The organism is Acinetobacter nosocomialis NIPH 2119 (assembly GCF_000368085.1).
Taxonomy (GTDB): Bacteria; Pseudomonadota; Gammaproteobacteria; order Pseudomonadales; family Moraxellaceae; genus Acinetobacter; species Acinetobacter nosocomialis.
Genome location: NZ_KB849239.1, coordinates 1951784 through 1970784, shown reverse-complemented (window position 1 = coordinate 1970784; position 19001 = coordinate 1951784). Strand labels below are relative to the sequence as shown.

23 protein-coding genes and 1 other RNA gene are annotated in these 19001 nt (G+C 38.3%); 15 read left to right on the top strand and 9 right to left on the bottom strand.

What is annotated here, in order from left to right; genetic code table 11:
- The coding region (locus F984_RS13220; protein ID WP_004710017.1) for a YadA-like family protein at positions 1-1620 on the top strand (1620 nt) is incomplete at its 5' end.
- A 57-nt stretch (positions 1621-1677) separates the two neighbouring features.
- Positions 1678-2460 carry a trimeric autotransporter adhesin/peptidogylcan-associated protein TpgA gene (tpgA, locus tag F984_RS13215; protein WP_004710016.1) on the top strand — a complete coding sequence of 261 codons (783 nt, stop codon included), beginning with the start codon at positions 1678-1680 and terminating at the stop codon, positions 2458-2460.
- A gap of 98 nt (positions 2461-2558) precedes the next feature.
- On the opposite strand, the gene F984_RS13210 is transcribed toward tpgA, so the two are convergent.
- On the bottom strand, positions 2559-3143 hold the full coding sequence (locus tag F984_RS13210) for a 5-formyltetrahydrofolate cyclo-ligase (RefSeq protein WP_004710012.1): 585 nt from the start codon (positions 3141-3143) through the stop codon (positions 2559-2561).
- A gap of 233 nt (positions 3144-3376) precedes the next feature.
- On the opposite strand from F984_RS13210, the gene F984_RS13205 reads away from it, so the two are divergent.
- The 3 genes from F984_RS13205 to F984_RS13200 all read left to right on the top strand — a co-directional run bounded on the left by F984_RS13205 (position 3377) and on the right by F984_RS13200 (position 4292).
- Positions 3377-3718, top strand: coding sequence for a hypothetical protein (locus F984_RS13205; RefSeq protein WP_004710011.1), 342 nt, complete (start codon positions 3377-3379; stop codon positions 3716-3718).
- 107 nt (positions 3719-3825) lie between these two features.
- The gene (locus F984_RS23045; protein WP_099143572.1) at positions 3826-3939 is read left to right on the top strand and encodes a hypothetical protein; all 114 of its coding nucleotides are present in this window, start codon (positions 3826-3828) and stop codon (positions 3937-3939) included.
- A gap of 32 nt (positions 3940-3971) precedes the next feature.
- Positions 3972-4292, top strand: coding sequence for a hypothetical protein (locus F984_RS13200; RefSeq protein WP_004710010.1), 321 nt, complete (start codon positions 3972-3974; stop codon positions 4290-4292).
- A gap of 110 nt (positions 4293-4402) precedes the next feature.
- On the opposite strand, the gene ssrS is transcribed toward F984_RS13200, so the two are convergent.
- From ssrS to F984_RS13190, 3 genes are all read right to left on the bottom strand, one after another.
- Positions 4403-4587: non-coding RNA, 6S RNA (gene ssrS, locus F984_RS22500), on the bottom strand.
- A gap of 192 nt (positions 4588-4779) precedes the next feature.
- Positions 4780-5064, bottom strand: coding sequence for a cell division protein ZapA (locus F984_RS13195; RefSeq protein ID WP_002049540.1), 285 nt, complete (start codon positions 5062-5064; stop codon positions 4780-4782).
- Complete coding sequence (locus F984_RS13190; protein ID WP_004710008.1) at positions 5061-5621, bottom strand: hypothetical protein; 561 nt, start codon at positions 5619-5621, stop codon at positions 5061-5063. The genes F984_RS13195 and F984_RS13190 overlap by 4 nt, the downstream gene beginning before the upstream one ends.
- A 64-nt stretch (positions 5622-5685) precedes the next feature.
- Between F984_RS13190 and F984_RS13185 the strand changes: the two genes are divergently transcribed.
- From F984_RS13185 to F984_RS13165, 5 genes are all read left to right on the top strand, one after another.
- Positions 5686-6318 (top strand): UPF0149 family protein, encoded by a 633-nt coding sequence (locus F984_RS13185; RefSeq protein ID WP_002049531.1) that lies wholly within the window; start codon positions 5686-5688, stop codon positions 6316-6318.
- A gap of 67 nt (positions 6319-6385) precedes the next feature.
- Positions 6386-7708, top strand: coding sequence for a Xaa-Pro aminopeptidase (gene pepP, locus F984_RS13180; protein WP_004710005.1), 1323 nt, complete (start codon positions 6386-6388; stop codon positions 7706-7708).
- Positions 7709-7739: 31 nt separating this feature from the next.
- Positions 7740-8948, top strand: coding sequence for a 2-octaprenyl-6-methoxyphenyl hydroxylase (gene ubiH, locus F984_RS13175; protein WP_004710003.1), 1209 nt, complete (start codon positions 7740-7742; stop codon positions 8946-8948).
- Positions 8945-10177: an FAD-dependent monooxygenase gene (locus F984_RS13170; protein ID WP_004710001.1), complete on the top strand. Its 1233-nt coding sequence runs from the start codon at positions 8945-8947 to the stop codon at positions 10175-10177. Before ubiH ends, F984_RS13170 begins: the two co-directional genes overlap by 4 nt.
- A 209-nt stretch (positions 10178-10386) precedes the next feature.
- Complete coding sequence (locus tag F984_RS13165; RefSeq protein ID WP_002049530.1) at positions 10387-10638, top strand: hypothetical protein; 252 nt, start codon at positions 10387-10389, stop codon at positions 10636-10638.
- A 52-nt stretch (positions 10639-10690) separates the two neighbouring features.
- Here the strand turns inward: F984_RS13165 and F984_RS13160 are convergent, their stop codons facing one another.
- A complete protein-coding gene (locus F984_RS13160; RefSeq protein WP_004709998.1) occupies positions 10691-11092 on the bottom strand; it encodes a MerR family transcriptional regulator in 402 nt (133 codons plus the stop codon).
- 65 nt (positions 11093-11157) lie between these two features.
- Here F984_RS13160 and F984_RS13155 point away from each other — a divergent pair, with 65 nt between their 5' ends.
- Positions 11158-11799, top strand: a complete 642-nt coding sequence (locus F984_RS13155) for a cation efflux transmembrane domain-containing protein (protein WP_004709997.1) — start codon at positions 11158-11160, stop codon at positions 11797-11799.
- 61 nt (positions 11800-11860) lie between these two features.
- On the opposite strand, the gene F984_RS13150 is transcribed toward F984_RS13155, so the two are convergent.
- Positions 11861-12463 (bottom strand): LysE/ArgO family amino acid transporter, encoded by a 603-nt coding sequence (locus F984_RS13150; protein WP_004709994.1) that lies wholly within the window; start codon positions 12461-12463, stop codon positions 11861-11863.
- Between the two features lie 108 nt (positions 12464-12571).
- On the opposite strand from F984_RS13150, the gene F984_RS13145 reads away from it, so the two are divergent.
- Complete coding sequence (locus F984_RS13145) at positions 12572-13462, top strand: LysR family transcriptional regulator ArgP (RefSeq protein WP_004709992.1); 891 nt, start codon at positions 12572-12574, stop codon at positions 13460-13462.
- 2 nt (positions 13463-13464) lie between these two features.
- Here the strand turns inward: F984_RS13145 and rsmI are convergent, their stop codons facing one another.
- Positions 13465-14301 carry a 16S rRNA (cytidine(1402)-2'-O)-methyltransferase gene (gene rsmI, locus F984_RS13140; protein WP_002049542.1) on the bottom strand — a complete coding sequence of 279 codons (837 nt, stop codon included), beginning with the start codon at positions 14299-14301 and terminating at the stop codon, positions 13465-13467.
- Between the two features lie 192 nt (positions 14302-14493).
- Between rsmI and F984_RS13135 the strand changes: the two genes are divergently transcribed.
- From F984_RS13135 to F984_RS13125, 3 genes are all read left to right on the top strand, one after another.
- Complete coding sequence (locus F984_RS13135; RefSeq protein ID WP_000959396.1) at positions 14494-14895, top strand: YraN family protein; 402 nt, start codon at positions 14494-14496, stop codon at positions 14893-14895.
- A gap of 78 nt (positions 14896-14973) precedes the next feature.
- A complete protein-coding gene (locus F984_RS13130; protein WP_004709989.1) occupies positions 14974-15684 on the top strand; it encodes a BON domain-containing protein in 711 nt (236 codons plus the stop codon).
- A 3-nt stretch (positions 15685-15687) separates the two neighbouring features.
- Positions 15688-16551 (top strand): alpha/beta hydrolase, encoded by an 864-nt coding sequence (locus F984_RS13125; protein ID WP_004709987.1) that lies wholly within the window; start codon positions 15688-15690, stop codon positions 16549-16551.
- A 24-nt stretch (positions 16552-16575) separates the two neighbouring features.
- Here F984_RS13125 and nudC read toward each other — a convergent pair whose 3' ends face one another.
- Both nudC and F984_RS13115 read right to left on the bottom strand, forming a co-directional pair.
- Positions 16576-17319 carry an NAD(+) diphosphatase gene (gene nudC, locus F984_RS13120; RefSeq protein ID WP_004709985.1) on the bottom strand — a complete coding sequence of 248 codons (744 nt, stop codon included), beginning with the start codon at positions 17317-17319 and terminating at the stop codon, positions 16576-16578.
- Complete coding sequence (locus tag F984_RS13115) at positions 17319-18962, bottom strand: hypothetical protein (RefSeq protein ID WP_004709983.1); 1644 nt, start codon at positions 18960-18962, stop codon at positions 17319-17321. Before F984_RS13115 ends, nudC begins: the two co-directional genes overlap by 1 nt.
- Positions 18963-19001: the final 39 nt, after the last annotated feature.

Here is a 19001-nt window from a genome sequence, read left to right as displayed (position 1 = left end):
GCAGGTGACAGCAAGCTGGATAGCAATGGTTTAACCATTGCAGGTGGCCCAAGTGTAACGACTGCAGGTATTGATGCGGGTAACCAGAAGATTACTAATGTTGCAGCTGGAACCAATGCAACCGATGCAGTAAACAAAGGCCAGCTTGATCATGTAGATAATCGTGTAACACAGGTTACAAATACAACTGCAAGTATCTTTGGTGGTGGTGCTAAAGCTAATACAGATGGTTCAATTTCTAACCCGACTTATAATGTTGCAGGTACAAGTGCAAACAATGTTGGTGATGCTTTAACAGCACTTGATAAAGCAGTCACTGATGCAGGTACAGCAGCGAATGCAGGCTGGACAGTTTCAGCCAATGGTGATGCAGCTACTGCTAAAAACATCAAACCAAATGGTAAAGTGAATTTTACGGGTGATGATAACTTAACTGTTGCTCAGACTAGTCAAACGGACAATGAAGGCAATATTAAAGTTGCGCTAAACAAAAATTTGAAAGTTGATAGTGTCACGACTGGTACTACAGTTATCGATACGACTGGCGTAAAAGTTGGTGATAACGTTCAGTTAGGAACAACAGGTCTAATCATTGCTGGCGGTCCGAGTATCACTACTTCTGGAATTAGTGCTGGTAATAAAACGATAAGTAATGTAGCCGCAGGTGTTTCTTCTACAGATGCGGTAAACAAAGGACAACTGGATAGCGCAATAAGTAGCATAAACAATAATGTTGGTGCTCTTGCTAATAGTGCTGTGCAGTACGATAAAAATAGTGATGGATCAGTTAACAAAGACTCTATTACTTTAGCTGGCGGTGCTAATGGTACAACCATTAAAAATGTAGCAAACGGTACTATAGCAGAAGGTTCTAAAGATGCTGTTAATGGAGGCCAGTTGTGGAATGTTCAACAACAGGTCGACAAAAATACAGGTGATATCTCGAACCTTCAGACTGACATCAGCAATATTAACAATGGTAAATCAGGTTTAGTTCAGCAAGCTAATAAAGATGCTGCGATTACTGTTGGTAAAGATACTGGCGGCACCCAGGTTAATGTTGCAGGAACAGCAGGTGACCGTACGGTGACTGGTGTTAAAGCGGGAGCGGTTACAGCGACTTCAAAAGATGCAGTAAATGGTTCTCAGCTTAATACAACAAATCAGGCACTTGTAAACTACTTAGGTGGTGGAGCAGGTTATGACAATATTACCCAAAGCTTCTCAAATCCGACATATAACGTAGGTGATAAATCTTACAACAATGTTGGTGATGCGATAGGTGCATTGAATCAAGCTGACCAAACATTAAATACCAAAATTGATAATGTAAGTAACAAGCTTGAGCAAGCATTCTATGCGACAAATCAACGTATTGATGATGTCGAGAAAAGAGCGAATGCTGGTATTGCTGCTGCGATGGCATTAGAAAATGCACCATTTGTAGCTGGTAAATATACCTATGCTGTTGGTGCTGCTTATCACGGTGGTGAAAATGCTGTTGGTGTGACCTTACGTAAAACTGCTGATAATGGACGTTGGTCACTGACTGGTGGTGTAGCTGCAGCTTCTCAAGGTGATCCAAGTGTTCGTATCGGTATTAGTGGTGTAATTGACTAATTTCGCTAGGCGAGGAAGGCATAGTCCTTCCTCATTCTCCATTTCGAGAGTAAAAATATGAAAAATACAGTTAAAGCGTTATTTATTGCTGTTCTTTCTGGCCTAGCAATGGTTAGTTATGCACAAGAAGAAGCAGTATCTCAAAAAAATGTCACATTTCCTAAAGTATCAGATAGCTATCTTAAGCAAGTTAAGCGTTATGAGTACGATGACGTTGCGCGCTTGGATTTAGGGCTAAATAAAGACCAAATTCGAGCTTTACTAGGCAATCCACAATTTAGTGAAGGACTTTTTGCAGTAAAAGTCTGGAACTATGTACTAGATATACGTGTACCAAATAGTAATCAATACCAACGTTGTCAGTTACGCATTGATTTTAATAAAAAATATTTGGCTGAACGTTTATCTTGGAAAGGTGAAGCATGTGAAGGGTTGATGGCTTGGGGCGAAAATAATCAGCCTCCTGCAAATAGTACTGCGGTTAATGGACGTACAGCGAGCGTTTTATTTGCTTTTGATCGCTCTGATGCAAGTGCAATTCAGCAAGGTTTAAACAATATAGACAATGTTGTCGATCAAATTAAGCAAAGCCCATCAACAGCACCTATTATTGTTTCTGGATTTGCAGATCCATTAGGTAAATTTAGTTATAACCAAGAGTTATCATCTAAACGAGCGAATACGGTGGCAAAACTACTTGTCAAACAAGGGGTAGATCCGAATCGTATTCAAATCCATGCGAATAGTCAGACTGAAATATATCAGCAATGTTCGGGTGGATATAATTCACAACTTATTCAATGTTTAGCACCAAACAGACGTGTTAATATAAGTTGGTAACAGCCTGTCACGTAAGAGTAACCATCCATAAGGTGGTTACTTTTTCGTTTTAAGAGGCTAAAAAAACAAAAGAATATATTTAAATTTTTATATAAAAATCATCTCTTAAAATTATAAAAGTGCTGTGGCGTGAGTAAAGCATCTAATGGTTGATCCCAGCTTTGACGTTCTAAAGTATGTTCAATAAATTGAAATTGATGAGCCAATCCTAAACGATAAGGTTTATGCTTTGCACTTGCTAATGTACGATCATAATAACCACCACCCATACCAATACGTGTTCCGTAGTGATCACAAGCTAAAAGCGGCATAAGTAGCAAATCAAGCTGTGACACATTTCTTCCTCGCGTTGCCATAGGTTCCTTCATACCTAAAGGATGGTGAGAAAAGCGACGACTTAAATACTGGTTTTTATTTATCTTTATCCACACTAAACGTTGATTCATCGAGCAAATCATTGGTAAATAAACTTGTTTATTCTTTTTAAAACAGAATTTGATAAGAAGATCAGTATGAATTTCACCGAAAGCGTGCAGATATAAACCAATTTTTTTGGATGAATGAAAAATAGGAAGGTAATTTAGGTAGTGTAAAACATTAAGCTGAGCCTTTTTTTGCTCAAATTGGGTTAAAGAACGTCTTTTAGATCTTAAATTTTTTCTAATAACGCTGAGTTCATTCATGGATAAATCTAACAAAGATTTGAGATGATTCGTGCAAAATTATACCCATTTTTCTTTAGCTTAACCGAACTTTAAACGTTATAAAAACAGTCTAGTTGAATCGAAAATAAAAATAACTGTGTTCCTAAAAAGCCTCTATATAATATTTTTTAGTTTTTTTACGTATTTACAGTATTTATTTACATTTAATCAGGATAAGTATATTTAAAGATGAATATGAAACTTTAAAGTCTATGAAGTTAAAAATTTTATTGATGATGCTATGTGCTGCTTTGCTCAGTGCGTGCACGAAACAGGCAGAATCTGAGGCTCCTCAAGTTGATTACAAGACTCAATTCGAAGAGTCTGATCGAAAAATTGGCGAGTTTTTAGATCAATTAGATAGTCCAAAGACACCGCAAGAAGTTAAAGTTAAAATTTTGTGCCATGATTATCCTGATCTCTACAAAAAGCAATACATGCCTGCATTAATAAAAATTTCGCCTAAGCCTTATACCGAAGAAAAATTACTATCAGATCTGAAAAGCGCAACAGATTACTATAAGGGAAGTTTAGGAATAAAATGTGATAACTAAAGTTTGTTGTTTATCACGTAAAAATTAATAATTGTGAATTGATTGGCATTATTTAGTTGTGCTAAATTTCTTTCTGCTCCTTATTTAAATTTTTCGCTGGACTTAAGATGCAAATATTAAAATTTTTGCAGAGTTTTAATACGGTCGGTAGCTATTTAACACTTGCCTCTATCTTGCTAGCAAACATGCAGAATTACGAAGGGAAATCGTTTTTTAACTAAGTGAAATTTAATAATTAATGCAAGGTAGAGATATGAAATTTAAAATATTATTACTCAGTTTTATTGCCACAGGTTGTTATGCTAACGATAATATAAATGATCCTGATATTTGTAATATCGTAAAAAAAGTCGCTTATAACGTAATGGAAGCAAGGCAAAAAAAAGTACCTGCACAAGATTTACAACAAATTGCTGATGGCCTTACAGAAGAAAAAGCAAAGCAGCTTTATCAAGACTTAATCAACTCAGCTTATGCTGCTAAGGTATTCAAAACAAGCTTCTTTAAACGTAAAGCCATCGAAGATTTTCAGACAGGGTGGTATCAAGAATGCTTACATCGAAATGAGCAATAAGTAGCAACAGGAATATATTTAACTTTTAAGTTTAGCTAATAAGCTAGAAAGACAAAATACTAAAAATAGACTGACAGGTCTGTCTTTAAATTATAATTATATAATAAAATTAATGCTCCGAAGATGCCGCTGCATGTGTCGTTACCCTGAACCCGACGAGTTCAAGGTGGACGCGACGTATACTTGCTGGGTTTCCTACTCGAAGGTAGGCATACACTCTAAATATACAGAACGCAATCCATAAGTTTAAGTATCGGCAGGGGAATAGACCCGCTGGCGAACATCCCAGAGATAGCTTAAGTATAACCGATCTGGTTCCGTTGGCAATCATCTGAGTTTATTGAACTGTAAAGTTAGGCTTCATTTGATGAAGCTTTGTACACTAAAGGTACATATAACAATCATGTGGTACATAAGATAGGCTCAATACAAAAATGCCCTGCACTATAAATGAATAGGGCAAGGCATTTTTATTGATACAAGTCGATTAAACAGTTTGTTCAACATCTTCCAAAATAGCCTGTAATAGGCGTTCACAGTGTGTATATTCTTGCAAAGATTTATTTAAACTTAACACTTCTTGGGTAAGCTGTAGGGCAACCATAATAACAAGCTTATTGTGCTCAACACGAGGGGCACTACGGCGCATATCGTTGAATCTCTCGTTAAGAAGTTCAGCTGCACGTTCAAGCTCATCTTTTTTATCTGATGTTGTTGCAAGTCTAAATGTTTGCTCAATCAGACGAAGCTCTACCATGACTTGTTCACTCATGATTGGGTCTCCTCACCAGCTTCAGCATTTGGGTGAGCAAGTTGCTGAATTTCTTGCGCGTGTTGATCTTGGGCTGTACCTAAAATTGCTAAACGTTGAATAATTGCTTCAACCTTTGCTTTGGCAAGTTCATTTTTTTGTAACAAACGGTCACGGTCTTGCTGCAAGTCGTGTAACTCTTGTTGAGTTTGACGTTGGTGTGACTGAAGTTTTTCTTTGGTAACGCGTAACTCATTACGCTCAGCCAAAATTTCTTGAAAACGATTTTTTAAATCGGTCGTACTTTTTTCCAGGCGGCTGTAACGCTCGGCAAGTGTGTTAGCATCTTGATTCAATTGTTGAAATTGACCTTGTAGCTGAGTGAGTTGCTCAGTTAGTGTCTCAATTTCCTCTTGTTTTTTAGTGATGATGCTATTTTTTTGCACAACTTGTGCGTGGTGCTCTGTTTCAGCCAGTTCTTTAGCTTCCAAGAGAGTAGAATTTTCACTCTCTAGATGATGTAAGCGTGTTTTTAAAACGCCAATATGCGCTTGTAGCCGCTGTAATTGTTCTAACATAACGAGGTCGCACAGAATTGCAATCAAAGGTAATATATACGAAGTATAGAGATTGGATAAACGAATGCAAGACGATATTTCAGGCTGGACAGAATGGAACGCTCATTTTGAAGGAATTGAAGAAATTTCAAGCCCTAGTGAGTTACATGGTTTACTAACAGGTATTGTTTGTGTGACAGAAGCGCCTACGCGTGAAGAATGGACACAAATTTTAACAACTCTTAATGTTCCTGATTTAAATGAAGAAGCTTTAGCGCTTTTAACCGATGAAACAGAAGATGTAGCACATGCGTTGTCGGAAGATGAATTGGATTATTTGCCAATGCTTCCAGATGATGAACATACGCTTCAAGATCGTGTGCAAGCATTATCAGACTGGTGTGCTGGTGTTGTTCTTGGCTTTGGTTTGGCATCAGGCCATGTTCGTGCTGATGAGCGCGAATTAATTGAACATTTGCAAGATGTGGCAGCAGTAGAGTTTGAAGACTCTGATAACGACGAAGAAGGCGAAAGCAGTTACGAAGAATTGTATGAGTTTGTACGCCTTATTCCAGTGAGCTTATCTATTGGTAGAAAGAAAGTAACAGTGGCTGAAAGTTCATTGTTGAAAAACTTTTATGCAAAAAGTAAAACTTCTACTGTAGGCACTCTAGATCAAAATATTGTAGAAATGTTTACACCACATCGCCCAAGTTAATTGAGGCGATGTGTTATTGGCTGTGTTTAATTTTTTGACTTTAAAATTCTAAATCAAGTAGATCATTATGAAATTGCCTCAAGCTGATTTTCAACATCGCAGAAACCGTCTAGCAGAAAAAATGGGCCCAAACAGCATTGCGATTATTGCGACGCGTGAGGAAATGTACCGTAATCGTGATGCGGATTATAAATTCCGTGCCGATAGTAGTTTTTTCTATTTGACGGGTTTTGCAGAGCCTGAGGCAGTTGCTGTCATTGAAACCTTTGATGACGTTACAGACTATAGCTATAGTCTCTTTTGCCGTGAACGTAATCGCGAGATGGAAATCTGGAATGGTTATCGTGCGGGAATTGATGGTGCAATTGAAGAGTACGAAGCAGATGAAGCTTATGCAATTGATCTGCTTGATGAAGAAATTATTGAAAAATTATTAAATAAAGAGCGACTTTATTATCGAATCGGACACAATGCTGCATTTGATGCCAGAGTAAGCCAATGGATCAAAAAAGCGAATGCCGAGCATCGTCATGAAGCCGCTCCAGCCCAGTTAGTTCAACTTGATCGCATTATTGATGAAATGCGGTTAATTAAATCACCGCAAGAAATTGAGTTGATGCAAATTGCCTCAAAAATTAGTGCTAAAGCACATACCCGCGCGATGCAAACTGTTCGCCCTGGCATGATGGAATATGCACTAGAAGCCGAACTCAATTATATATTTGGGCAAAACGGCTGTGTGCCTTCATATAACAGTATTGTTGGTGGCGGGGCTAATGCCTGTATTTTGCACTATGTTGAAAATAACCAACCACTCAAAGATGGTGATTTAGTTTTAATTGATGCTGCATGTGAATATGAATTCTATGCATCGGATATTACCCGTACCTTTCCTGTAAATGGAAAATTTAGTGCTGAACAAAAAGCATTATATGAGGTGGTATTGGCCTCTCAATATGCGGCGATTGATGCAGTACGTATTGGTAATTCGTACCGTGAGCCTCATGAGGTTGCGGTCAAAATTTTAACGGAAGGCTTAGTTGATTTAGGTTTGCTCAAAGGTGATGTGAGTGAACTGATTGAAACCGAGGCATATCGTCAATTTTATATGCATGGTACAGGCCATTGGTTAGGTATGGATGTACATGATGTTGGTTCTTATAAAAAAGATGACGACTGGCGCCAATATGAAGAGGGTATGGTCGTTACTGTTGAGCCAGGTTTATATATTGCGCCCGACGATGAAACAGTAGATAAAAAATGGCGTGGTATTGGTATTCGTATTGAAGATGATGTAGTCGCAACGTCAAAAGGCCCACGAGTATTAACGGCCGACGTGGTTAAAGATATTGCAGATATTGAACATTTAATGGCGCAAGCTAAAGCATAATTAAACGTATTCGCCAAAGGAGCAAAACTCGATGCAACAACAAGTGATTATTGTAGGTGGGGGTATGGTGGGTTTAAGCCTTTCCCTCATGCTGGCGAAGGCTAATATCACGGTAAAGCTATTAGAAGCTGTGAAATACCCAAACTATGATGATCAAAATGTTGCCCCTTATCATTCCAGTTTTGATGCACGTAATACGGCTTTATCGCGTCGTAGCGTACAGATTTACCAGAAGTTAGGGTTATGGGATGCCTTACAACAGCATGCCACTCCAATTTTGCAAGTTCACATTACTGAGCAAGGCAGTTTTGGTAAAGCACGTTTAGTTGCAGAACAAGAAAAAGTCGAAAGCTTTGGACAAGTCATTGAGAATGCGTGGCTTGGTCGAGTTTTGTTAACACAAGTACGCCAACAACCTTTGATTGAACTGATTGATGGCGTACAAGTAACCGCTTTAACTCAAGACGCTGAACAGGTACACATCGAAGCTCAGCGTGGTGATGAAGTCTTAAAGCTTGAGTCAAAATTATTAATTGCAGCAGATGGTCGTGATTCTTTCTGTCGTCAAGCAATTGGTGTGGGTGTTGATGTCCACGACTATGATCAGGTTGCAATCGTTACGACTGTTCAGACTTCAAAACCGCATGAGCAGGTAGGGTTTGAGCGTTTTAGTGCATTAGGACCTTTAGCTTTATTGCCATTACCGGGTGAATATCGTCGCTCAGTGGTATGGCCTGTTAAAAAGGGCACTGAAGATGAGTGGTTAGGCGAAAAAAATGACCAACACTTTTTAGATGCCTTGCAAAAAACGTATGGTGATAGAGCGGGTAAATTTGAAAAAACAGGCAAACGCTTTAGCTATCCGCTTTCACAAGTACTTGCGCATAAACAAGCTGTTGGACGCGTTATTTTAATGGGTAATGCAGCGCATACAATCCATCCGGTTGCAGGGCAAGGTTTTAATTTATGTCTGCGTGATGCAGATGTATTGCTTCGTTATTTGGTAAATCAGTTAAGCACATCTGATGATATTGGTAACCCAGATAATTTGCTTGCCTATGAACAAGCACGTTTATCTGACCAACAGCGCGTGATTAAGTTCTGCGATACGGTCGTTCGGGGCTTTAGTAACCAAAATCCATTATTAAAATTAATCCGTAATACGGGATTAATTGCATTTGATGTCATTCCGGGTGTTAAGCCATTGGTAGCGAACTATGCAATGGGGTTAAAAGCATGAGTGAAGTGTTAGATGTCGTCATTGTTGGTGGTGGACTGGTTGGTGGCTTAACTGCTTTATTACTTGCACAAGGTGGTGTACAGGCTACCGTGCTTGATGCTGCCCCTGTACTTGATGTTGAAAAGACATTGAGCGTGATGAATCCGCGTGTTTTAGCGCTCAGCCAAGCGACGATTCATTTACTTAAAACAGTGAATGTTTGGGATGATCTGGCACGCCAAATGCCTTATACCGGCATGCAAGTGTGGAACTTAAATGGCTATGGTGAAATTAATTTTGGCCATGAGTCTGTACAAAGACCAATGCCAGAGCAAGCTTTGGGCTCTATGGTTGAGCCAAGTGTATTGAATGTTGCTATTCAACAAAAAATGCTTGAGCAGCTAACAGATTATCGTACTCAAGTCCGTGTGACACGTATTGAGCAAGGTGTTGGGTGTTGGCATATTCAATTGGCAGATGGCACAACACTTAAAACTAAACTGCTTATTGGCGCAGATGGTGCCAATTCATTTGTACGTGAACAAGCCTTTATCGATCTAGACGTACTAGATTACAAGCAAGCAGCGATTAGTTGTGCAATTAAGACTTCTAAGCCTCATCACTATGTTGCTCGTCAAATCTTTTTACCTACAGGGCCTTTGGCATATTTGCCGATGGCGAGCCTTGAAAAAAGTGAAAACGGCTATTGGCAGTCCATTGTCTGGACACTGCCAGATGATTATGCTGATGAATATTCGGCTTTAAGTGATAGCGAGTTTATGCAGCTTTTAACTCGAGAAAGCCAACATATGTTGGGTGAAGTGTTAGATGTTCGTTCAAGAGCACAATTTCCATTGAAAGCGCGCGCTGCAAAACAATACGTTAAAGCTGGCCTAGCCCTAATCGGTGATGCAGCTCATGTGATTCATCCACTTGCTGGACAAGGGGTGAATATTGGTTGTTTAGATGCAGCGGTACTCTGTGATGCACTATTGCATGATTTAGGCCGTGGCGTATGGGCGCATGAACAAACCTTAATGCGTTATGAACACCGCCGTAAAGGACAAAACGATGCGATGATGCATAGTATGTCGGCTATCGGTTGGTTGGAAAGTTCTGAGCTATTTCCATTGATTTGGGCCAGAAATGCCGGACTCAAGCAGGTTGAACAAATTTCACTCTTAAAAGAGCGTTTTATGCAACAAGCAAATGGTTTAGGGGCTTTACAAAACACCCAGTATAGTCGTTAAAATAATTACGAAGTTTATGCTCTACTGGTCTAAATAAATATCAGTAGATATTTTTTAAACAATCATTTATATATCATTACCAAATCGGTCAGAAAAGATACGGATTTGACCAATTTGGCTCTTTGCTAAATGCAAAGAGATTGCTAAATTTCTGAGGTCTCAAAGACCATAGCGATGATGCAATACAAATCATTGTGGGGAGTGTAAATATGACAGATATCAATGATTATGAAGATGCAGAAGATTCTGCTGTAGATGAAGATGAAGCCAAAGCGGCTGAGAGTGGCGCGGCTGACGAAGAAGCAGGCAACTTAACTGATGCTGATCTTGCTGAAGCAGAAACGCTTACCGTAACTGCGAAACAAAAACAGCGCCAAGCATTGGAAGATGAAGTTGCTGCATTTTTAGCTCGTGGTGGGAGAATTACTGAAGTTCCGCCAGATGAACATAGCGACCTTTAATAATAAAAAAGCATCACATGAGTGATGCTTTTTTATTGGCTTTTAGGTTGAGTTAAAGGTTGTTTTGCAGCTCTTTTAAAATGCCGCATTCGTCTACTGTACGGTCGGTCGAGCAATGTTGTTTTAAATCGATGAGTGTTTCTTTTAAAAGTAAAAGTCGTTCAATTTTTTGCGATACTCCAATCAAATATTTATTCACCAAATTATCAATTTCCGTACATGCCTGCTTTGGCTGAGCTTTCATTTCTTTTAATGTTTTAATATCACTTAGAGAAATATCTAATTCGCGACAATGTTTAATAAATAATAGGTCCGCAAGTGTTTGATCTGTGTAAATACGATAATTATTTTCTGAGCGTTGAATATGGTCGAGTACACCTACTTTTTCGTAATAACGAATAGTGTCGATTGGAACATCTGCTTTTTTTGATAATTGGCCAATAGAAAGACTCATAAGACTTGACTCTGGAGCTACTCAAGGGTTTTTAATGACTATAAAAGAGTTCTTGAGGAAATAAAATGGCCGGATGTGGATGTGCTTCAACATGTTCACCTACAAAGAAAGTCAGCCCACGCTTTAAAAAAGCGCTATGGATTGCACTTGTGATTAATGCACTCATGTTTGTAGTTGAAATTGTAGGTGGCTACAAAGCTCAATCTGTTTCATTATGGGCAGATGCATTAGATTTTGCAGGAGATGCAGCAAATTATGCTTTGTCTTTAGTTGTACTCTCGATGAGCCTTTATTGGCGCGCAACCGCAGCTCTTGTTAAGGGTATTACGATGGCCGCTTTTGGTTTCTTCGTCATTGCAAAAGTGGTATGGTCATTTTTTCATGGTGTTTCACCTGAACCGATGGTTATGGGGGCAATTGGGGTAATTGCTTTAATTGCTAACGTTTCAGTTGCTTTAATGCTTTATGCATTCCGCGATGGCGATGCGAATATGCGCTCTGTCTGGTTATGCAGTCGAAATGACTCTATTGCTAATATTGCTGTAATTTTAGCGGCGGTTGGCGTATTTGGAACAGGCACTGTATTTCCGGATTTATTAGTAGCCTTTGTGATCGCATATTTAGGTATTTCTTCGGGTTATGCTGTGATTAAGCAGTCATTACAAGAAAGAAAACAATCAAAGATAATGTTGAGCTCAGAAGCTTAATTTTGATCGTATAAACAAAAAAGTACCATTTAAGCATGGTACTTTTTTGTTTTTGAATGCATTAGATGAGAATTGATATTGCAATACTCCACATAACGCAACCAATAATAAAATCTAAAATTTTCCAAGCTTTGGGATTGATAAATAAAGGTTTTAGGAATCTTGCACCATAACCCAAACTGAAAAAGAAAATCCAAGAAGCAAGTATGCTGCCTAAAGCAAAACTAATTTTATCCTCTAGCTGTGTTGCAACCGAACCAATCAGCACAATAGTATCTAAATAGACATGGGGATTGAGCCAAGTAAATGCCAGACAAGTCACAAGTGCTTGGGTTAAAGTCTGCTTTTGGCTGCTATCAAGTTCCATGCCTTGATTCGTTTTAAACGCAGCATAAAATGCTTTTGCACCATAGACAAATAAAAACGTTGCTCCTAAATATTTCGCGACTGTGATTAAGATGGGTGATGCTGTCATAATTTCGGCAAAACCTAATACACCGCAAGCAATTAAAATCGAATCGGACAGTGCGCAGATTAAACATAACCAAAATACATATTGCTGTTTGAGCCCTTGTTTTAGAACAAAAGCGTTTTGGGCACCAATCGCTACAATTAGGCCGCTACCAATACCTAAACCTTTAAAAAATACACTCAGAGAAAGCATAACCATTAAGTAGAAAAAAATCAGATGCGGGAATTATCTGTCTTTTTATAAAGAAATAAGTAAAATTAAGAATATTTAGGTTTGGCTAAAAATAATTTAGGTTTCTATATGTTAGATAGTAAGCAGTGTGAAGCTTTTCTTGCGGTTGCAGAAGTCGGGAGTTTTGATGCAGCAGGAGAGCATTTATGTATCACTCCGTCTGCTGTATCACTACGTGTACAAGCACTAGAAAAATATTTAGGGCAGATTTTAATAATACGTGGCCGTCCATGTGTGCTTACACAAGCAGGGCAAACCTTACTGCAACATTTGCGTCATACAAGGCTAATGGAGCAAAATTTATTACAAGGTTTAATGGGGAAATCATCCGAATCGCAATTTTATAAAATTGCGTTGGCTTCAAATGCAGACTCATTAGCAACTTGGCTTTTACCCACTATTCAGCAAACATTGTTCAAAGAAAAAATAGTATTAGAACTAAAAATTGATGATCAATCTCATACGCATACCTTGTTAGAAACAGGGCAGGTCAATGCATGTATTACGGCAGAAGAGCAAGTGATGGCAGGTTGCTTAGCTCAGCCTCTTGGTAAAATGCGCTATAAAATGCTCGCCTCGGCTGACTTTGTAAATCGGTGGTTTCGTGGTGGAGTTAACCGAGAAGTTTTAAGAAAAACGCCGGCAGTTATTTTTAACCATAAAGATTTAATGCATTCGGAAGTTTTATTAAAAGGTTACGGTTTACCGATGCAGAGTTATCCTTATAGTTTTATTCCGGCAACAGATGCTTTCGTTAAAGCAATTCAACTAGGTTTAGGTTATGGAATGGTGCCTGAGCTTCAGGTTCAACCCTTGCTCGAAAATGGGACTCTTATTGATATTATGCCCGAGGCTCAACTCGATATTCCTTTATATTGGCATCACTGGAAAAGACAGTCGAAACAACTTGATGTACTGACCGAAACAATTGTTCAGTCAGCAAAAGAGATATTGAGATAAGTTTAAGATTGGGTTAACTCAAGCGCACGTTGATAAGCGACTTTTTTCTTAATACCTGTTAAATCGGCAGCAAGTTGAGATGCTGCTTTTACTGATAAATCTTGAAGTAAGCGCTTTAAAAGTTCATCTAGTTTTTCTTGTTCCAGATCTGTTTTTTCTGGGGCACCGCCAACTACAAGAACAATTTCACCTTTTTCTTGGTTATGGTCATTTTCAATAAAATTAACCAGATCTTTTAAAGTCATTTTTTTGATCGTTTCAAAAGTTTTGGTAATTTCACGTGCGAAACCGACAGGACGATTTTCACCAAATACTTCAGCCATATTTTTTACGCATTCTAAAATACGGTGTGGTGCTTCATAGAAAATTAAGGTCTGAGTTTCATTTTTAAGCTTTTCGAGTTGCGAAATACGTTGAGAAGCTTTTGATGGCAAAAAGCCTTCAAAACTAAAACGGTCACTTGGTAAGCCCACAGCACTTAACGCAGCAATTGCAGCACATGCACCTGGTACAGGTACAACCCTAATACCATTTTCTTGAGCAGCACGAACCAGTTTGAAACCTGGGTCACTAATAAGTGGTGTGCCTGCATCACTAATCAAAGCAATATTTTCACCAGCAAGTAGCTTTTGAACTAACTGCTCAATTTTGTTGCTTTCATTATGGTCGTGGCATGCGGTAAGTGGGGTAGATATATTATAGTGTTTGAATAATTGAGCTGACTGGCGTGTATCTTCGGCAGCAACAACAGAAACTGATTTTAAGATATCAATTGCACGGAAAGTCATATCATCTAAGTGCCCGATTGGGGTGGCTACAACAAATAACTGAGCACTCATTTGGTTTTTACTCCGTACAGATAAACAATTTTAATCGGTTAGTGTACCCGAAATTCTGTTTTTGGCGTGAACAATGTCAGTAGGCTTTTTATTTTTCAAAACATTTGCTTTTGATTTACTCAATTCAAAATATAAAAACGCAGAATCGGTATTAAGAGCATTTACATTTAAAAAAGGGGAAACAAAAAAATCATGTTAGTTGCACAGCAGTTGGGCCAATGGGCTGAACAAACAGCACTAAAACTTTTAAAAGAACAAAATTATGAATGGGTCGCTAGTAATTATCATTCACGCCGTGGAGAGGTCGATCTGATTGTAAAACGCGGTAACGAATTGATTTTTGTTGAGGTAAAAGCGCGAGGGCAGGGAAATTATGGTCAAGCTTGTGAAATGGTGACTTTAAGTAAACAGAAAAAAATAATTAAGACGGCGATGAGGTTTTTACAGCGCTACCCATCTTATCAGGATTTTTATTGTCGTTTTGATGTGATTTGTTTTGATTTTCCACAGAAAATTGCAAAAACAGTACAGCAAGACTTTTCGAAATTCCATTATGATCTGCAATGGATCGAAAATGCATTTACTTTGGATTAAGAGTTCATTACTCTTTTGAGCAAATTAAAACCGATGTTTATGATCAAGCCAAGAAGAGATTGATAGGAGTCTGGTGGAGTGTTGAAACGTATTGCTGTAACAGCGCTTTGTGTCGCAAGTTTGTCAGGTTGCGCAAGTTTTATTTCTGGTGGAACAGGTACAGCTCCAGTTGGAACAGATAGTGGTGTACGTAGCTTAGGCCAAGTATTTATTGATTCTTCAATTAAGCGTACAGCGAATATTAACCTCTATAAGCTTGATCAGCGTTTTAAACAATCTCGTATTAACATCGAAAGCTTCCATAGCACAGTATTGTTAACTGGTCAGGTGCCAGACCCATACTTGAAACAGTTGGCAGAAGATAACGTTAAAGCCATGAGTGATGTGAAAGCTGTACATAACTATATTACAGTGGGTAACAAAGTAAGCTATAACACGATCATGCAAGATGCTGGGGTAACCGCAAATACACGTGCTTTATTAATGAAAGCGCCAGTTGTATCGGACAGTAAAGTACTGGTCCATACCGAAGATGGTGTTTTATATGTAATGGGTCGTTTAAACACAGCTGAAATTAATGACTTAAACAATGTGCTGCAAAATGTCGGTAACGTGACTAAGATTGTAACGCTTATTGATAACATTGATTTAGCGCCTGCTCCGGCAGCATCGACTGGCAACACAACAACTACGCCGGTAATTAATAATGTTCTTGCTCAACCAACAGTTCAAACTCCTGTTGCAATTGATCCGGACCAAACAGATCCAGCATCATCTACTGCACAATAAAATATGAACCTGATTGAACAATTACAAAGCAAAATTGAGCAGGCGAGAACTCTTTATAAGGAGTTCCGCCTGTATGATTTGGGGAGCTTTGCTTTAAACCGTTTTACACCAAAAGATGGTTTTGAGCAGGTTTTAAATGTGCGTTATGGCTTAAAGCCTCGCCATCGTCTAGATATTTATCGTTCTACTAAACACTTAGCTCATCGACCACTCATTGTTTTTGTACACGGTGGTGCTTGGCAACATGGTAATAAACGAGACTATTTATTTATTGGCGAAGCATTTACAAAAGAAGGTTATGACGTTGCTGTCATTAACTATCAACTTGCGCCAAAAAATATTTTTCCAAGTTATGTAGATGACTTAACGCAAGCGTTAAATTATTTGCATCAAAATCAGGAAAAACACGAAATCTCGACTGAGAATATTGTGCTTATGGGACATTCGGCAGGTGCATTTAATGTAATGTCGGCTGTTTATCACCCTGACTCACCTAAGATTGAATGTTTAGGGAAAATTAAGGCAATAGTCGGATTAGCTGGTCCGTATCATTTTGATTATAAGGGTGATCCGCTTGCTGAAGATGCTTTTGATCAAGGTGTTTCTTATAAAGAGGTGATGCCTTATTATTTTGTAAAACAAAATAATATTAAGCATTATCTACTCATGGCTGAAAATGATCAGCTCGTAAAGCAGCATAATACTTTGGATATGGATCAAGCCCTTAGAGAGAAGGGAAATCATAGTCATATTGCTATTATCCCTAAAACTGGCCATATAACGATTTTGGCCAGTCTATCGAGTTTTGTAAGTCACTACTTCAGAACAAAACGAACCATTTTGCACTTTCTTGATGAAGTATTCTAAAACATCTGTTTGAGAGCGCGCAGATTACTTTGCTTGAGTAATCTGCGTAATCATTGCGTGTGCAATACTGCCTTTAAATGGAATTTCAGGAAGCTGATCAAATTTAAAGAACTGCGCATCGGCAATTTCATCTTCCTGCAAAGAAATTTCACCTGACTCATATTCAGCTCTAAACGCAATCATAAGATTACTTGGAAACGGCCAAGGTTGACTTGACATATATTGAATATTCTTGAGTTTAAGCCCCACTTCTTCTAAAGCTTCGCGTTGAACAGCTTCTTCAAGAGTTTCGCCAACTTCGACAAAACCTGCAATCAAACCATACATGTTGGTTTTATTGTGAATTGATTTTGCTAATAAGATTTCATCATCACCTTTAGTAATGATAGTAATGATACATGGGTTTACGCGAGGGTACTGATGATAACCGCAAGCAGGGCATACCATTGCATATTCGGTTGAGTGGACTTCGGTAGCGTGTCCACAGTGGCTACAAAATTTGTGATTACGTCGCCATTCGAGCAACTGTACAGCACGACTTGCCTGTAAAAATTGCTCTTTTGACCAGTTGGAAATAAGTTGACGAATTGGAACGAGTTGCAGACCTTCCGGTATAGCTTCTTCACTCAGCAAGTCACGTGCAATGACCTGTTCGTCATGAGTGAAAAGCAGATCACTTGCTAACTTTTCGACTTTGGGTAATTGAAAGTTTTGGTCAACCAATAATTGTTGGTGATGAAAAATATAAGCAAGTGATAATTCAGACATTAAGCTGCCTTTTTTTGAAGTTGTTGACTACTTAGCAATGCTACATCAAACATGGATTGTAGAACAGGCTGTTTATTTTTTAAATTGTCAACTAACATATCTAGTCCAGCTAATACGTTAAAAATACAGTGAATCTGGTCATGACTAAAAGGTTGGTTCTGTTCGATTTGCTGCTGTACAAACTTGGCAGTTTCAAGCAAAGCATTTTGTTGAACCGTACTTCCTAAAAATTCAGCCGCGCCAGCCAATTCTTTTAAAGAGCCTGCAATCGCTTCAATATTTTGTGTTTGATCGTTGGCATATAAAGTCAAACTTTGACATACAAAATCGATTAAATTTTTTGTCTCATTTAATAACATTTCATGTGCTTCATCTAAACGATCTAAAGAAATATTAGTGTTGTTCACACGAATTTGTAGACGGTTGGATGAATAATTGCGTACTAAAATACCAATAGCGTTCATAGCAGATAAAATGCTCTTCATGAGTTGCTGAGCATAGTTTTCATTACTCAATATATTGATTTGACTTAAACTGCTGGCTTGTTGGGAAAGCTCTGAAGCAGCTTCATTCAAGTTAAGTAATTTAAAAGTATGAGCAAGCTGCATAAGGCTGCTTTGAAGTTGCTGAGCCTTTTCTGGCGACATGTTTTGGTAGTTATATTCAATATCATTACGAACTTTATTCATTTCGCTTAAGATTAATTGACTGACCGTTTGCATGGTATCAAAGTCTGGACCATACAAATGTTGGCTCAGTGCTTTAAGTTGAGTGTCGGTGAGGAACTCATGACCAATGTTTAGCTGCCCACGAATTTGCTTTGCGAGTTGATCTTCTTGTCCAATTACAATACTGATGATATCTGCCAGAGCAGTTAATTTTGCTTCAAAGCTTTCTGGCGATGCTAAAAATAGGCCTATAGCATTTTCAAGATTAATCAATACACGTAAGCGAGCATCATTTAAAACAAGTTCATCAATATGATTAAAGGCGGAGTTCACTAATTGCCAATATTGTTGGCTTGGTTGACCATGAGCCATACTGATTAAATAGCTACCAACAAGTTTGAATGCCTGAAAGTCTCGAGCACTTTCAGTTTTATTTAAAAACTGATGCAAAGATAATTTATAAAGCTGATGGATAAATTGAGTTTTTTCATTGATGAGCACTTCGGGTAACGGTAACTCAAGTGATGTTGTTGTAAGGTTTGCAGAAATCTGCTGGCCAGATGAGGTTAATGGCTTATTTAAGGCTTTTTCTAAATTGTTTAGAGTGTCCAAAAGAAACTGAGGGACTTCAACTTCACGTAAACAAATAAACTCAATATAGCGTTTCACCATAGTCGTGCCTTCACTTAGAGCAACAACCTCATCGGTGTTGATGTGTTCGGGCTTAGCCATAATTTTTTGCATCAACTCGGTTGAATATTGAGTGATTTTTGCTAAATAGGGGATATCAATGAGGCGTAATACTTGAGTGCATTGTTTAAATTGTTCTAATGCATCATCAATACCAAAAGGGAGAGCCTGCTCTTCAATTAATGTACTTACAGCACCTTCCACCAGTTTTATTGAGTTATCAATTTCATTCTTGATAATAAGTAACGCTGTTGGATCAAATTGAATCGAATTATGCTCAGACATAAAAATTCCCCTTTGCAAAAAAAATCAATTGTTATATTC

Excerpts from the sequence above, each read along its gene's own strand:
- tpgA (WP_004710016.1), top strand. The coding sequence starts at position 1,678 with ATGAAAAATACAGTTAAAGCGTTATTTATTGCTGTTCTTTCTGGCCTA.
- F984_RS13210 (WP_004710012.1), bottom strand. The coding sequence starts at position 3,143 with ATGAATGAACTCAGCGTTATTAGAAAAAATTTAAGATCTAAAAGACGT.
- F984_RS13205 (WP_004710011.1), top strand. The coding sequence starts at position 3,377 with ATGAAGTTAAAAATTTTATTGATGATGCTATGTGCTGCTTTGCTCAGT.
- F984_RS23045 (WP_099143572.1), top strand. The coding sequence starts at position 3,826 with ATGCAAATATTAAAATTTTTGCAGAGTTTTAATACGGTCGGTAGCTAT.
- F984_RS13200 (WP_004710010.1), top strand. The coding sequence starts at position 3,972 with ATGAAATTTAAAATATTATTACTCAGTTTTATTGCCACAGGTTGTTAT.
- F984_RS13195 (WP_002049540.1), bottom strand. The coding sequence starts at position 5,064 with ATGAGTGAACAAGTCATGGTAGAGCTTCGTCTGATTGAGCAAACATTT.
- F984_RS13190 (WP_004710008.1), bottom strand. The coding sequence starts at position 5,621 with ATGTTAGAACAATTACAGCGGCTACAAGCGCATATTGGCGTTTTAAAA.
- F984_RS13185 (WP_002049531.1), top strand. The coding sequence starts at position 5,686 with ATGCAAGACGATATTTCAGGCTGGACAGAATGGAACGCTCATTTTGAA.
- pepP (WP_004710005.1), top strand. The coding sequence starts at position 6,386 with ATGAAATTGCCTCAAGCTGATTTTCAACATCGCAGAAACCGTCTAGCA.
- ubiH (WP_004710003.1), top strand. The coding sequence starts at position 7,740 with ATGCAACAACAAGTGATTATTGTAGGTGGGGGTATGGTGGGTTTAAGC.
- F984_RS13170 (WP_004710001.1), top strand. The coding sequence starts at position 8,945 with ATGAGTGAAGTGTTAGATGTCGTCATTGTTGGTGGTGGACTGGTTGGT.
- F984_RS13165 (WP_002049530.1), top strand. The coding sequence starts at position 10,387 with ATGACAGATATCAATGATTATGAAGATGCAGAAGATTCTGCTGTAGAT.
- F984_RS13160 (WP_004709998.1), bottom strand. The coding sequence starts at position 11,092 with ATGAGTCTTTCTATTGGCCAATTATCAAAAAAAGCAGATGTTCCAATC.
- F984_RS13155 (WP_004709997.1), top strand. The coding sequence starts at position 11,158 with ATGGCCGGATGTGGATGTGCTTCAACATGTTCACCTACAAAGAAAGTC.
- F984_RS13150 (WP_004709994.1), bottom strand. The coding sequence starts at position 12,463 with ATGCTTTCTCTGAGTGTATTTTTTAAAGGTTTAGGTATTGGTAGCGGC.
- F984_RS13145 (WP_004709992.1), top strand. The coding sequence starts at position 12,572 with ATGTTAGATAGTAAGCAGTGTGAAGCTTTTCTTGCGGTTGCAGAAGTC.
- rsmI (WP_002049542.1), bottom strand. The coding sequence starts at position 14,301 with ATGAGTGCTCAGTTATTTGTTGTAGCCACCCCAATCGGGCACTTAGAT.
- F984_RS13135 (WP_000959396.1), top strand. The coding sequence starts at position 14,494 with ATGTTAGTTGCACAGCAGTTGGGCCAATGGGCTGAACAAACAGCACTA.
- F984_RS13125 (WP_004709987.1), top strand. The coding sequence starts at position 15,688 with ATGAACCTGATTGAACAATTACAAAGCAAAATTGAGCAGGCGAGAACT.
- nudC (WP_004709985.1), bottom strand. The coding sequence starts at position 17,319 with ATGTCTGAATTATCACTTGCTTATATTTTTCATCACCAACAATTATTG.
- F984_RS13115 (WP_004709983.1), bottom strand. The coding sequence starts at position 18,962 with ATGTCTGAGCATAATTCGATTCAATTTGATCCAACAGCGTTACTTATT.